We start from the raw sequence: 13,417 nt of genomic DNA, 5'->3' as shown, positions 1-13,417 counted from the left end.
CACTCATCCAAGGAGAACCACGATGCCCCCCGCAGCCCGCACCGGCGACCCCACGAACCACGGCGGTGCCGTCGGCACGCCGCCGCCGGCCGCCGCCGTCAAGGTGGCCACCGTGCTGATCGGCGGGCGGCCCGCCGCGGTCACCGGCAGCCTGCACGCCTGCCCCATGCCCCCGCACGCCGTGATGGGCCCGGCGAACGTGATCCTGCCCGATCCGGCCGCGCTGGCCGGCGGGCAGGTGCTGATCGGCGGCCTGCCCGCGGCGAAGGTGCGGGACAAGACGGCGTGCGGCGCGCAGATCGTGATGGGCGCCCTGAACGTGCTGATCGGGGGCCCGGCGTGAGCGAGCAGTTCATCGGGCGCGGCTGGGGCTTCCCGCTGCGGGTGGGGCCCACCGGCGGCATCGGGATGGTGGAGCGCGTCAGGGAGATCGAGGAGGCCATCCGGCTGGTGCTGGGCACGGCCCCCGGGGAGCGCCCGATGCGCCCGGAGTTCGGCTGCGGCATCCACGACTACGTCTTCGCGCCCGGCGACGGCGCCACCGCGGGCCGGATCGCGTACGAGGTGCGGATCGCGCTGGAGCGCTGGGAGCCGCGGATCGAGGTGACGGACGTGGTGATCGCCTTCGACACGGTCGACGAGGGCGTCCTCTACATCGACGTGCACTACACGGTCCGCTCCACCAACGACCGCCGCAACCTGGTCTTCCCCTTCTACACGATTCCCCAGGACCCCCCGGAATCCGGGACCGAGCCGGCCGGCGGGCCGCGTAAGGAGGCGTGAGGCGATGGCCCTGCCCTCCCCCAACCTGGACGACCGGCGCTTCCAGCAGCTCGTCGACGAGGCGAAGCGGTACGTGCAGCAGCGTGCGCCGGAGTGGACCGACCACAACGTCTCCGACCCGGGCGTCACCCTGATCGAGACGTTCGCGTACATGGTCGACCAGTTGCTGTACCGGCTGAACCGGGTGCCGGAGAAGAACTACGCGGCCTTCCTCGACCTGCTCGGCATCCGGCTCTTCCCGCCGGCCGCTGCCCGTGCCGAGGTGGACTTCTGGCTCTCCGCGCCGCAGCCGGAGACGGTGCTGCTGCGGGCCGGGACCGAGGTCGCCACGCCGCGCGGCGACACCGAGCAGGAGGTGGTGTTCGCCACCGCCGAGGACCTGCCGATCGTGCCCAGCTCGCTCACGCGCCTGGTGACGGTGCCGGCGTCGGGCGAGCCGTCCGACCGGACGTCGGAGCTGACGGCGGGCGGTGACGTGCAGTGCTTCCAGCCGCGGCCGGAGGTCGGCGACGCGATGCTGTTCGGGCTGCCGTCGGCGGTGCCGCGGTGCATCGTCGCGGTGCGCCTGGACAGCCGGGTGGAGGGCGTCGGCGTGGACCCGCGGCAGCCGCCGCTGGCGTGGGAGGTGTGGGACGGCGCGCGCTGGGTGGCGTGTGAGACGGGCACCGACACCACCGGCGGCCTCAACCGCCCCGGCGAGGTGATGGTGTACGTGCCCGCCGGGCACACCGCCTCCGTGGTCGCGGGGGTGCGCGCGGGCTGGCTGCGCTGCCGGGTCGTGGCGCCCGAGCCGGGCCAGCCGTTCTACTCGGAGTCGCCGACGATCCGGGAGGCGGAGGTCTTCACCGTCGGCGGCACCGCGACCGCCGAGCACGCCGAGGCGGTGCACGACGTGCCGCTCGGCACCTCCGAAGGCGTGGCGGGCCAGCGGTTCACGCTGGCCAGGCCGCCGGTGCTGCTGGACGGCGAGGCTCCGGTGGTCGAGGTGTCCACCGCGGACGGCTGGGAGACCTGGACGCCCGTGGAGCACTTCGGCGACTCCTCGCCCACCGACCGGCACTTCCTGATCGACGCCACCACGGGCGAGTTCTCCTTCCCGCCCGCGGTCCGCGAGCCGGACGGCTCGATCCGCACCTACGGGGCGGTGCCCGGCAAGGGCGCCCGGATCAGGGTGCCGGGCTACCGCACCGGCGGCGGCAGCGCGGGCAACGTGGCGCGCGGCGCCATCTCGGTGCTGCGCAGTTCCGTGCCGTACGTGGCCCGGGTGGTGAACCGCGAGGCGGCGCGCGGCGGCGTGGACGGCGAGACGGTGGCGGAGGCGAAGGTGCGCGCGCCGCACGTGCTGCGGCTCCAGGAGCGGGCGGTGACCGCCGGCGACTACGAGCTGATCGCCCGTCAGGCCGCGCCGTCGGTGGCGCGGGTGCGCTGCCTGCCCGCGGCAGCGGACGAGGCGGGCGCGGTACGGGTCCTCGTGGTGCCCGACGCGGTCGCCGACGAGGGCGACCGGCTCCGCTTCGAGCAGCTGATCCCCGCCGAGCAGACCCTGGCGGCGATCACCGCGCAGCTGGACGAGCGCCGCCTGGTGGGCACCCGGCTCGTGGTGGAGCCGCCTGCCTACCAGGGCGTGACGGTGGTGGCCCGGCTCACCGTCGGCGCCGCCGCGGACGCCGACCGGGTCCGCGAGGAAGCGCTCGCCGCGCTCTACCGGCACCTGAACCCGCTGGTCGGCGGCGAGGACGGCACGGGGTGGCCGTTCGGCAGGCCGGTGCAGTACGGGGAGGTGTTCGCGGTGCTCCAGCGGGTGCCGGGGGCCACGCTGGTGGAGGAGGTCAGGCTCTTCCCGGCCGATCCGGTCACCGGGCGGCGCGGCTCGCCCGTGGAGCGGGTCCCGGTGGCGCCGAACGCGCTGGTCTTCTCGTACCAGCACCAGATAGCCGTCACCGCGTCCGGAGAACCGTCATGACCCGGGCCGCGGTGCCGGGGCTGCCCAGCCGGTACCCGATCGGCGAGCAGCTGCCCGCGCTGTACGCGGACGACGACCTGGCGCAGCGGTTCACGGCCGGGCTCGACACCGTGCTCGCGCCGGTCCTGGCCACGCTGGACAACCTGCCCGCCTACCTCGACCCGCGGCTCGCGCCCGGGGACTTCGTCGACTGGCTGGCGTCCTGGGTGGGCGTCGCCGTCGACGACGAGTGGCCCCCGCAGCAGCGCCGGGCGGTCGTCGCCGCCGCGGTGCGGCTGCACCGACGCCGCGGCACCTGCCGGGGCCTCGCCGAACTGCTCAGGCTCTGCCTCGGGGTGGGCGCCGAGATCGTGGACGGCGGCGGCGCCGTCTGGTCGACCACGCCCGGCACCGCGCTGCCCCCGGCGCCCTCCGGCGACCTGCTGGTGCGGGTCTGGCCGGAACCGGGGGAAGCAGCCGGGGGCGGCGCGGCGGCCGTGGACGAGGCGCAGGTGCGCGCCGTCGTGGCGGCGTCCTGCCCGGTCCACCTCACCTGCCGGGTGGAGGTCCTCACCGCCCCGCCCGCCGACGGAGGGAACTGATCCATGCGTGCCTGCCCGGTCTGCGGCTCGGCCAACGGCGAGAGCGACGACTTCTGCGGGAACTGCGGGTCCTATCTGGGGTGGTCCCAGGAGGGGCCGGGGACCGGCGACTCGGGTGACTCCGGTGCCCCGGCCGGCATCGGAACGGCTCCCGGGCCCGGCGCCGGCGCTGGTGACGCGGCCCCGGGGCGGGGCGATGCGGTGCCGGGGTGGGGCGATGCGGTGCCGGAGGGCGGCTCTTCCGGTGGCGCGTCAACCGGGGCGCCGGCACCCGGCACCCCGGGAAGCGCCTCGGCCGGCGGTCCGGGCAGCCCGTCGTCCGGTGCGCCCGGCAGCCCGTCGTCCGCCACCGCGGCCAGCCGGTCGTCCAGCGCCCCGGCCAGCCCGTCTTCCGGTGCTCCGCGCCCGGCGGCGGAGGCGGGCGCTCCGCCCGCGCAACCTCCCACCCCCACGGTCCCGTTCCCGCCCTCGCACCCGCCCACCCCGGCGGCCCCGTCCACGCCCGCCCCACCAGCCAGGCCTCCGGCCGCCGCACCACCCGCCGGCCCCGGCCGGGGCACCCCGCCGCCCGCCGCGCGCGGCGGCCGCGCCCCCTCCGGTGCGGGCCCGGCCGGTGCCTCCGGCGACCCGGGGATCATCGGTGCCGTGCAGCCCGCGAAGCCGGCGGCCGCGCGGCCCGTCGTGCGGCAGTCCGCGGCCCGGGAGCCGGACAGCGGTGTGCCGTGTCCCTCGTGCGGGACGCTCAACCAGCCGGGCCGCAAGTTCTGCCGGCGCTGCGCGACCCGGCTGGACGCGCCCGAGCCGGTGGCGGCGCTGCCGTGGTGGCGTACCCGGTGGCCCTTCAGGCGCCGGGTGCGGATCGGCGGCTCCGGGCGGTGGGGCCGCCGGCTCCTGGCGCTGCTGGTGGTGGTCGCCCTCGTCGTCGCCGGCTTCCTCCTGCTGCCCGCGGGCCGCGGCGTCGTGGAGGACGTCAGGGACAAGCTCGGCGACGCCTCCGCGATCAGCCCCTCGAACGCCACCGCGAGCGCCTCGGTGCCGGGCCACCCGGCCGCCGCCGCCATCGACAGCCTCACCAACCGCTACTGGGGCGCGCCCGCGCTCGGTGCCTCGGTGACGTTCACCTTCGAGCGGCCGTTCCGGCTGGTGGACCTCGTCGTGCACACCGGGCCGTCGGCGGACCCGGGGGCGTTCAGGCGCGAGGCCCGGCCCACCCGGGTGGACCTCGTGGTGACCTCCGCGGACGGCACGGAGCACACCCAGCAGGTGTCGCTGAACGACAAGCCCGGTCCGCAGACCATCGCCACCGGCATCAGCGACGTCGTGACCGTCCGCCTGGTACTGCGCGAGGCGGCCGGGCTCTCCTCGGGACGCCATCTCGCGGTCGGCGAGGTGGAGTTCTTCAAGCGGAGCTGACCTGCCCCGGCCTCGCGCCCCTTTGTGCGGGGCTACGCCCCGGCACAGGCGCGCACATGGGCCGCCCGCCCGGGAGCGGACCGGTGCCGGTGGCCCCGCCCGCGAGGTGTCACAGCCAGCCGCGGCGCTCCGCGACCCTTACCGCCTCGATGCGGTTGCGCGCCGCGGTCTTGCGGATGGCCGCGGAGAGGTAGTTGCGCACGGTGCCCTCGGAGAGGTGGAGCCGGGCGGCTATGTCGCCGATGGTGGCGCAGTGCGAGGCGGCTATCAGGACGTCGTGCTCGCGGGGCGAGAGCGGGCTGGGGCCGGCGCTGAGGGCGGCCGCGGCCAGCGCGGGGTCGACCACCCTCTCGCCGGCGAGGACCTTGCGGATCGCGGCGGCGAGTTCCTGCGCCGGGGAGTCCTTGACCAGGAACGCCGACGCCCCTGCCTCCATCGCCCGGCGGAGGTACTGCGGCCGGCCGAAGGTGGTGAGGATGACGACGCGGCACCCGGGGAGCGCCTCACGCAGCTCGGCGGCCGTGGCGATGCCGTCCTTGCCGGGCATCTCGATGTCGAGCAGGGCGACGTCCGGGCGCTCCTTCAGCGCCACCGCCAGGGCCTGCTCGCCGTGGGCGGCCTCCCCGACGATCTCGATGTCCTCCTCCAGGCCGAGGAGCGTGGCCAGGGCGCCGCGCAGCATGGCCTGGTCCTCGGCGAGCAGTACGCGAATCATGTCGGCGGGTCCCGTTCTGGGAGGGTTCCGGCGTGCCCGGGGCGGGGGCGTGACGCGCCGTCCGGGTGTCACCGTCCGGGCTTCGCGGGCCGGTTGGCGGTGCGGCGAGCGGGCGGTTCGGGTGCGCTCACGGGCCTTCCCTCACCGGCGTCCTGGAGCGTCTGTGGCCGTGGTGGGCTTCTTGCCGTGCAGGTACCAGTACACCACGGCACCGCCGAGCAGGATGACGGCCCAGCCGGCCAGCCGGGACCATATGAGGAAGTCGCCGGTGGACAGCGTGAGCGCGAAGACCACATGGACCGCGGCGTGCCCGAGGCAGGTGACGCCCATGACGGTCGTGACGACCATCGAGGTGCGCACGGTCTCCGGTGAGGCCTCTTGCCTGCCCCTGGAGTTGACCACCATCAGGTGCAGCGGCTTCCTGAGGGCCGCCGAGACCAGGCAGGCGAGGCCGAGCACGCCGGTGACCATGGCCTCGTTGAACTTGATCGGCAGGGAGTCGCCGCCCAGGAAGAGCGAGAGCAGCACGGCCGCGCCGAAGCCGGCGACGGCCAGCACGCCGACGGGGTCGATGCGGCGCCGGGCGACGGCCACCCAGAGCGTCCGCACCACCGGGACGGCCAGCACCAGGCCCAGCGCAAGGGTGTCGGAGGACACGTGCGGGCGGACGAGGAAGTAGCCGGCGACCGGGACGAGCAGGTTGACGACGCAGCTCACGAGGAGCCTCTTCACTCCGGGCCGGTGGGGTCCGCCGGCCTCCCGGCCGGGGGAACCGGACGGCCGGGTGCCCTCGGGCGCCATGCGGGCCGGCCCCCCTGTCCGATCGGTGAATTCCGCTTTTCCATCCATCAGTTCGACCTCCTGGACCTCGTCAGCATCCGGGCTCCGCTCAGGACGACGAGCAGCCCGCCGACGCACTCCATGGCGAGGCTGTCGCGCACGACCCCCAGCACGATCAGGACCACTCCGGCGATCAGGCCGATGAGAAATCTGACGGTGGCGTTGTTCGTCTCTCTCACTGCTCCCCCTGTCGGTTCAGCTCGTTCGCTCGCCTGAGACGGCCTCGCCGCCCGGCCCCCCTCCGGCCCGGCGGCTTCCTTCCTCCCTCACTCTCCCGCCGGAGAACACGGAGCGTTAGTGAGGCCCGTCATAAACCGGCCGTGACATTTGTAAGCAGTCGCCCCCGCGGGGTCCGGAGCCCCCGCCGATCCGGTCCCAAGGCCCCAGCGGGCGGCTACGGTGAGGCTGTGACCAACGCCCGACCACCCGCGCCGGCCCACGACGACGCCGCCACCGGTGCGGTCACGGAACGTGACCCCGCCGGCGGTGAGGCGCCCCTCCGTGGCGCCACCGCCCGCGACTCCACGACGCTGGAGAGCCCCATACCGCGCTGGGGCACCGCCCGGCCCCGCTCCCGGCTCTGGCTGGCCTGCGCCGCGCTTCTCTGGCTGCTGCTGCCGACGGCGGACGTCCTCGCCTCCGGCACCGGCGTGACGGAGGAGGTGCTGTCGCTGGCCGCCCTGGCGGCGTTCGGCGCGGCCTTCCTCGGCTTCGACCTCACCGTGAGCAGCCTGGAGAGGCCCCAACCCACCCGCGTCACCTGGCTGTGCACGGCGGTGCTCGCGGCCGTCGCGGTGCTGTTGCCGCTGCTGCGCCGGGACATCGAGTGGACGTCCCTCCAGGTCTACTGCACCGCCATCCTGGCGTTCGTCCTGCCGCTGCGGTACGTCCCGATCGGGATCACCGCGGGCGTGGCGATGGCGGGACTGCAAGGGGTGGTGCGCGGCGGCGCCTCCCGGGAGACGCTGTCGGCCACGCTGACCGTGTTCGGGATCGGCATGGCGATGTGGGGGCTGCGCAGGAGCCGGGTGCTGGTGCGCCAGCTGCGGAACGCGCAGGGCGAGGTGGCCCGTCTGGCGGCCGTCGAGGAGCGCCTGCGCATCGCGCGCGACCTGCACGACCTCGTCGGCCACAGCCTGTCGCTGATCGTCGTCAAGAGCGAGCTGGCCGGGCGGCTCGCCGCGGCCGGCCTGCCCGCCGCGGCACGGGAGATGGCCGATGTGGAGACGGTGGCCCGGAAATCCCTGGTGGAGGTCCGGGACGCGGTGACCGGATACCGCCGGCTCAGCCTCGCCGACGAACTCGCCGACGCGCGCTCGGCGCTGGCCGCGGCCGGCGTGGACACGGTGCTCCGGCCGCCGGCCGACCCCCTGCCGGCCGAGCTCGACCAGGTCTTCGGCTGGGCGGTGCGCGAGGGCGTGACCAACGTGATCCGGCATGCCGCGGCGAGCCGTTGCGAGATCGCGGTCACCCGCGACGCGGGCACCGCCCGCCTGGACGTCACCGATGACGGCCGGGGTCCGCATGGCGCGGGCGGAGACCGCCAAGGCACGCATCGCGCGGACAGCGGCGGCCCCGGCGCCGAGGGCACGGACGACGAAGGCCACGGCCACGCCCACGGCACGGACCCGTACAGCGGCAACGGCCTCAAGGGCCTCGCCGAGCGGGTGGAGGAGGCGCACGGCACCGTCACGGCCGGGCCCGCCACCCGCGGCGGCCGCGGCTTCCGCCTCAGCGTGCGGGTGCCGATACCGCCGGCCCCTGATCCCGACCCCGGCCCGGCCTCCGCCCCGTGGCCTTCGTGACCGTCCCGAAGTGGCGCCTGAGGGGCGGGTGTTCGGGGCGTTCGGTCACGGACATCCGGGAGCCGGGCCCGGATCTGGAAGGCCCCCGTCCGCCCCGGCCCCTCGCATATGCTCGTCGGCGTGATCGCACCCAGCGTGTTCCGCCTGCCGTCACCCCGCTCGCCGGGAGCGGGAAGGGCCGACTCCTCCGCCCCCGCCGCGCCCGCCGCCCACGCCACGCCCGCCACCGTCCCGGTACCCGCCCCGCGCACGGCGGACCGCACGGACACCGCCGGCCCGCGCACAGCCGTCCCGACGCCCGCCCCGGGGCCCGCCCCGGCCGGCGCATCCATACCCGGGGAACTGACGCTCTGGATGCTGGACGTCCTCCAGGACGCGGACGCCGCGGCCGAACTGGCGCCCGGCGTGCTGGACGCCGGAGAGCAGAAGCGGGCGGCGGACTTCCGGTTCGACGAGCACCGCAGGGCGTACGTCGCCGCGCACGTCGGGCTGCGGATGCTGCTCGGCGACCGGCTGCACGTCGCCCCCGGCGAGGTGGAGTTCACCCGGGAGGCCTGCCCCACCTGCGGCAAGCCGCACGGCAGGCCGGCGGTCGCGGGCAGCGACCTGCACTTCTCGCTCTCGCACAGCGGCTCGCTCGCCCTGGTCGCCCTGGCATCGGTCACCGTCGGCGCGGACGTCGAGAAGATGCCCGGGCTCAAGGTCGCCGACCAGACCGCCGAGATGCTGCACCCGGACGAGACCGCGGAGCTGGCCGCCTTCCCCGACAGCGAGCGGGCGGCGGCGTTCGGACGGGTGTGGACCCGCAAGGAGGCCTACCTCAAGGCCCTCGGCACGGGCCTGTCCCGCGGCCTCAGCCTGGACTACGTGGGCGCGGGCCCCACCCCGCCGCCCGGCCCGCCTGGATGGACCCTCATCGACGTCAAGGCCCCGGAGGGATACCTCGGGGCACTGGCGGTACGGGCCTAGCACGCTCTCCCTCCGGAACGGTGCAGGCCGAGGTCCTCGCATACCAGATCGAGCGGATGGCGGATGGCGGATGGCGGATGGCGGATGGCGCACAGGATCGTGACTCCTCCCCCGACTGAAGCCGGGGGCTTCTCGCTAACCCTGGCGGGCGTCGCGGCGGACCAGCCCGGCCCGTAGAACGTTCAGGGCGCCCACCGTGTCCGCGTGCGCATGGTGGCCGCACGCCTGGCAGTGGAACTTCTCCTGGGTGGGCCGGTTCTCCTTGGCGATATGCCCGCATTCGGGACACCGCCGGGAGGCGTTGCTGGGGTCCACAGCCATCACTACCCGTCCGGCGCATTCTGCCTTGGCGGTGAGAATCTGGAGGAACACCCCCCATCCGGCATCGGCGATCGAACGGTTGAGCCCGGCCTTCACGGCGGCCCCGTTGGGCAGGAACCTACCCGACTGTTCAGGGTCCAGCTTCGGCACCGGGATCCTACTCATGTTGCGGATCTTGAGGTCTTCGTGCGCGATGAAGTCGTTGCCGCGTACGTAGGCCAGGGCGGTCTTGTGGGCGTGGTCGAGACGCTGACGGCGCACCTTGCCGTGCAGCCCGGCCACCGCCTGAACCGCCTTGCGACGACGCTTCGAACCCCGCTTGCACCGGCTGAGCGCCTGCTGCGCCGTCTCCAGTGCGGTGGCGGCCTTCTGGCCGTACCGCGGGTTGGGCACGAACTCGCCATGGGAGTCGGCGAGGAAGTGGGCTATGCCCATGTCGATGCCGACCACACAGCCGGTCGGCTCCAGCGGCTCGCCTTGGGCCTTTTCGGCGGTGAGGATCACGTACCAGCGTCGGCCCTCGCGCTTGACCGAGATCGTCTTGACCTTGCCGACCACGGGCCGGCGCTGGTGCACCCTGACGTGTCCGACACCTTGGAGGCGGACACGGGTGACGGGGTCGTGCGGAGTGGCATCCCAGCGGCATCCGTCGCCGTCCTTGGGGAAGTCCACGGTGTCGAACCGCTTGCCTGAGCGGAAACGCGGATATCCCGGCTTGTCGCCGGCCTTCACCCGCCGGATGAAAGCAGCGAACGCCCTGTCCAGACGGCGCAAGGTGGCCTGCTGGCTGGAGAACGACCAGCGCCCCTGACACTCCGGATCGAAGGCCCGGATGTCCTTGAGCTGCGCGGACTGCTGCCCGTACCGGACGGTGGTCTTCGAGACGTGCCGGTGGGCGTCGCGGCGCTCCTGTAACGCCCCGCTGTAGAGCGAGCAGTGATCACGCAACATCTCGGCAAGCGCACCCTGCTGACCCACAGTGGGCCGCATCAGGAACTTGTACGCACGAACCACCCGGCCCACCCCCCATTCCCGGCCAGCCCACAAGACCATACTACGCGCCGCATATGTCACCACATTGGAACCCAATTCGCATGAGCATGGCGTGATCGAAGGCATCGCGCCGGTACTTCGTGACAAACGCCAAATGAGCGTGCAGGTTGTAAGCGGCGTCACGGCCCCTGCGTACGCGCCGCCGGTCCGCCTCCCTCAGCCCGGATACAGCTCCTCGATCCGTGCCGCGTACGCCTCCCGCACCGCCTTCCGCTTGATCTTCAGGGACGGCGTCAGCAACCCGTTCTCCTCGGTGAACTCGCCCTCCACCAGCACGAACCGCCGGATGGACTCGGCGCGGGAGACCGCGGCGTTGGCGTAGTCGACGGCCTTCTGGACGTCGGCGACCATGCGCGGGTCCCGGATCACCTCGGACATCGGAGTGCCGGCGGGCATCTTCCGCACGGAGAGCCAGTGGGCGACGGCGTCCGGCTCCAGGGTGACCAGCGCGGCGACGTAGGGGCGCTCGTCGCCGACCACCATGCACTGCCCGACCGGCGGGCGGCTGCGCAACCGGTCCTCCAGCACGCTGGGCGAGACGTTCTTGCCGCCGGAGGTGACGAGGATGTCCTTCTTCCGCCCGGTGATGGTCAGGTAGCCCTCGCCGTCCAGGGCGCCGAGGTCGCCGGTGGCGAACCAGTCGTCGGTGAGGACGGCGTCGGTGGCCGCCGGGTCGTTCCAGTACGAGCCGAAGACGATGTGGCCCTTGACGAGTATCTCGCCGTCGTCCGCGATGCGTATGGCGGTGCCCGGGACCGGCTGGCCGACGGTGCCGGGGCGGGGGCGCAGCGGCGGGGTGATGGTGGCCGCGGCGGTGGTCTCCGTGAGGCCGTAGCCCTCGTAGATGACGATGCCGGCGGCGAAGAAGAACAGGTTGAGGCGCCGGTCGAGCGGGGAGCCGCCGCTGATCGCGTAGCGCAGCCGGCCGCCGACCTCCTTGCGGACGCGCCGGTACACCAGCAGGTCGTACAGCCCCCACGCCAGCCTGAGCCCGGGTCGGGGGCGCTTGCCGGTGCCGAGGAACTCGTCGAGGGCGGCCTGAGCGAACCGCACCCCGATCCGGTCGGCCCGCTCGAAGGACGCACCGCGGCCGATGCTCTCGGCGGTGGCCCGGCCGGTGTCGTGGATCTTCTCGAAGAGGTAGGGAACCCCGACCACGAAGGTCGGCCGGAAGGCGCGGAGTTCGGGCCGCAGGTCGTCCGGGCGGATGCTGGGGCAGTGGCCCAGCTCGATCCTGGCGAGCAGGCAGGCGATCTGGATCGTCCGGCCCAGGATGTGCGCGAGCGGCAGGAAGAGGAGGGTGGCGGCGACCTGCCCGGTGACCGCCTTGAAGACCGGGTGCAGCAGGTCGATGGTGTTGGCGGCCTCGGCGTGGAGGTTGCCGTGGGTGAGGACGCAGCCCTTGGGGCGGCCGGTGGTGCCGGAGGTGTAGCAGACGGTGGCGATGCTCGCGGGGGTGAGGGCGGCGCGCCGCTCGGTCACCTCGCCGTCGGCGATGTCCCGGCCCAGGTCGGCCAGTTCGGCGATCACGCCGGTGCCGACCGGCTCGTCGGCGGGACCCTCGCGCGTCACGCCCTCGCCCTCGGCGCCCGTGCCGGGGTCGATCTGCCGCAGCCAGGGGCGCTCGTCCTCGGGCAGCGCGGATATCGCGGCCTGGACGGTGGTGGCGTTCTCGGCGTTCTCGGCGACGACGAAACGGGCGCCGGAGTCCCGCAGGATCCACTCGATCTGCTCGGCGGACGACGTGGCGTAGACGGGCACGCTCTGCCCGCCCGCGGCCCAGACGGCGAAGTCCAGCACCGTCCACTCGTAGCGGGTGCGCGACATCAGCGCGACCCGGCCGCCCGGCTCAAGGCCCGCCGCGATCAGCCCCTTGGCGGCAGCGGTCACCTCCGCGGCGAAGGCTGCCGCGGTCACCGGCCGCCAGACGCCGGCGGTCTTGCGGCGCAGCACCACGGCGTCCGGCGCCTCGGCCGCGTTGTCGAACGGGATGTCCGCGACGCTGCCCGCCGCCGGGGTCGTCGCCAGCGGTGCGGTGCGTGCCTCGCGGACCGTTCCGTGCTCGTCGCGGACCAGTTCGACCGTGATGCGGTCGGCGAGGTCGGTGCGGCGACCGGCCCGTTTCAGATCCCTGCGTACGCCCATGGCGGCTCCCGTCCACGCCGTCCTCTCACCCTTACCGGTGAGTCAACTTACTCACGCGTAAGAAATCCGCAACCCGCCCCGGGGATGCCGCGGCGCCCCGGGCGCGGTCACTTCGTGCGGGCGCGGACGTGCATCCTCTCGCCCTGCTCGCCGAAGATCACGAGCAGTTCCAGGGGCTGGCGGCCGGCGTTCGCGAAGCCGTGCGGAACGCGCGTGTCGAACTCGGCGGCCTCGCCCGGTCCCATGCGGAAGTCCTTCTCGCCGAGCGCCAGCCGCAGCGTGCCGGTGAGGACGTAGAGCCACTCGTGGCCCTCGTGCACGCGCTGTTCGAGCCGCTCGGGAAGCCGGTCGGGCACCGGCAGGATCTGCTTGTAGGCCTTGAGGCCGCCGGTGTAGCGGGTGAGGGGCACCCACACGGTGCCGCCGCGGTTCACCGGACGCGGGTGGATGCGGGGATCGCCCGTCGGGGGCGCGCCGACCAGATCGTCGAGCGGCAGCCGGTAGGCGCGCGCCAGGGGCAGCAGCACCTCCAGCGTGGGGCGCCGCCGGCCGGACTCGATCCGGGACAGCGTGCTGACGGACATGCCGGTCAGCTCCGAGAGCTGTTCCAGCGTGGCGCCGCGCTGCCGGCGGATGGCCCGCAGCCGGGGCCCGACCGCGTCGAGCACGGCGTCGAGATCGTCGGCGCCGGCGGCGTCGACGGGCGCGGGCGACCCCTCCTCGGAGAAGGACCCGGAAGGGCCGGAAGAGGAGGACGGCTCTGAGGTCATGCCCCCATTTTGCGCTTTCCGCAAGTTCCTTCCCACCATGCGCCCCGCCCGCCGCACAG

13 protein-coding genes are annotated in these 13,417 nt (G+C 74.1%); 7 read left to right on the top strand and 6 right to left on the bottom strand.

The genetic code is table 11. The annotated features are described in order from the left end of the window. Positions 1-22 precede the first annotated feature (22 nt). From Sm713_RS14555 to Sm713_RS14535, 5 genes are all read left to right on the top strand, one after another. Entirely contained in the window at positions 23-343 is a 321-nt protein-coding gene (locus Sm713_RS14555; RefSeq protein ID WP_212910045.1) for a PAAR domain-containing protein, read from the top strand. Next, positions 340-783, top strand: coding sequence for a GPW/gp25 family protein (locus Sm713_RS14550; protein ID WP_212910044.1), 444 nt, complete (start codon positions 340-342; stop codon positions 781-783). The genes Sm713_RS14555 and Sm713_RS14550 overlap by 4 nt, the downstream gene beginning before the upstream one ends. A 4-nt stretch (positions 784-787) precedes the next feature. Continuing rightward, positions 788-2,746, top strand: coding sequence for a putative baseplate assembly protein (locus Sm713_RS14545; protein ID WP_212910043.1), 1,959 nt, complete (start codon positions 788-790; stop codon positions 2,744-2,746). Beyond that, positions 2,743-3,327 carry a phage tail protein gene (locus Sm713_RS14540; protein WP_212910042.1) on the top strand — a complete coding sequence of 195 codons (585 nt, stop codon included), beginning with the start codon at positions 2,743-2,745 and terminating at the stop codon, positions 3,325-3,327. The genes Sm713_RS14545 and Sm713_RS14540 overlap by 4 nt, the downstream gene beginning before the upstream one ends. 645 nt (positions 3,328-3,972) lie before the next feature. Continuing rightward, positions 3,973-4,740: a zinc ribbon domain-containing protein gene (locus Sm713_RS14535; RefSeq protein ID WP_249416292.1), complete on the top strand. Its 768-nt coding sequence runs from the start codon at positions 3,973-3,975 to the stop codon at positions 4,738-4,740. Between the two features lie 109 nt (positions 4,741-4,849). Here the strand turns inward: Sm713_RS14535 and Sm713_RS14530 are convergent, their stop codons facing one another. From Sm713_RS14530 to Sm713_RS14520, 3 genes are all read right to left on the bottom strand, one after another. Further along, positions 4,850-5,455, bottom strand: a complete 606-nt coding sequence (locus Sm713_RS14530; RefSeq protein WP_212910041.1) for a response regulator transcription factor — start codon at positions 5,453-5,455, stop codon at positions 4,850-4,852. A gap of 141 nt (positions 5,456-5,596) precedes the next feature. Further along, positions 5,597-6,187: a VC0807 family protein gene (locus Sm713_RS14525; RefSeq protein ID WP_212910040.1), complete on the bottom strand. Its 591-nt coding sequence runs from the start codon at positions 6,185-6,187 to the stop codon at positions 5,597-5,599. A 116-nt stretch (positions 6,188-6,303) separates the two neighbouring features. Beyond that, positions 6,304-6,474, bottom strand: a complete 171-nt coding sequence (locus Sm713_RS14520) for a hypothetical protein (RefSeq protein ID WP_212910039.1) — start codon at positions 6,472-6,474, stop codon at positions 6,304-6,306. Positions 6,475-6,702: 228 nt separating this feature from the next. Here Sm713_RS14520 and Sm713_RS14515 point away from each other — a divergent pair, with 228 nt between their 5' ends. Both Sm713_RS14515 and Sm713_RS14510 read left to right on the top strand, forming a co-directional pair. Next, positions 6,703-8,100, top strand: a complete 1,398-nt coding sequence (locus Sm713_RS14515) for a sensor histidine kinase (RefSeq protein WP_212910038.1) — start codon at positions 6,703-6,705, stop codon at positions 8,098-8,100. Between the two features lie 120 nt (positions 8,101-8,220). Beyond that, positions 8,221-9,069 carry a 4'-phosphopantetheinyl transferase superfamily protein gene (locus Sm713_RS14510; protein WP_249416291.1) on the top strand — a complete coding sequence of 283 codons (849 nt, stop codon included), beginning with the start codon at positions 8,221-8,223 and terminating at the stop codon, positions 9,067-9,069. Between the two features lie 135 nt (positions 9,070-9,204). On the opposite strand, the gene Sm713_RS14505 is transcribed toward Sm713_RS14510, so the two are convergent. From Sm713_RS14505 to Sm713_RS14495, 3 genes are all read right to left on the bottom strand, one after another. Next, positions 9,205-10,404 (bottom strand): RNA-guided endonuclease TnpB family protein, encoded by a 1,200-nt coding sequence (locus Sm713_RS14505; protein ID WP_212910037.1) that lies wholly within the window; start codon positions 10,402-10,404, stop codon positions 9,205-9,207. Between the two features lie 195 nt (positions 10,405-10,599). Beyond that, a complete protein-coding gene (locus Sm713_RS14500; RefSeq protein WP_212910036.1) occupies positions 10,600-12,588 on the bottom strand; it encodes a long-chain fatty acid--CoA ligase in 1,989 nt (662 codons plus the stop codon). Between the two features lie 107 nt (positions 12,589-12,695). Further along, positions 12,696-13,358: a helix-turn-helix domain-containing protein gene (locus Sm713_RS14495; RefSeq protein ID WP_212910035.1), complete on the bottom strand. Its 663-nt coding sequence runs from the start codon at positions 13,356-13,358 to the stop codon at positions 12,696-12,698. Positions 13,359-13,417: the final 59 nt, after the last annotated feature.

This window comes from Streptomyces sp. TS71-3, assembly GCF_018327685.1.
GTDB lineage: Bacteria > Actinomycetota > Actinomycetes > Streptomycetales > Streptomycetaceae > Streptomyces.
Note: the sequence above shows the minus strand (reverse complement) of the source record. Positions and strands in the feature narration are given on the sequence as shown.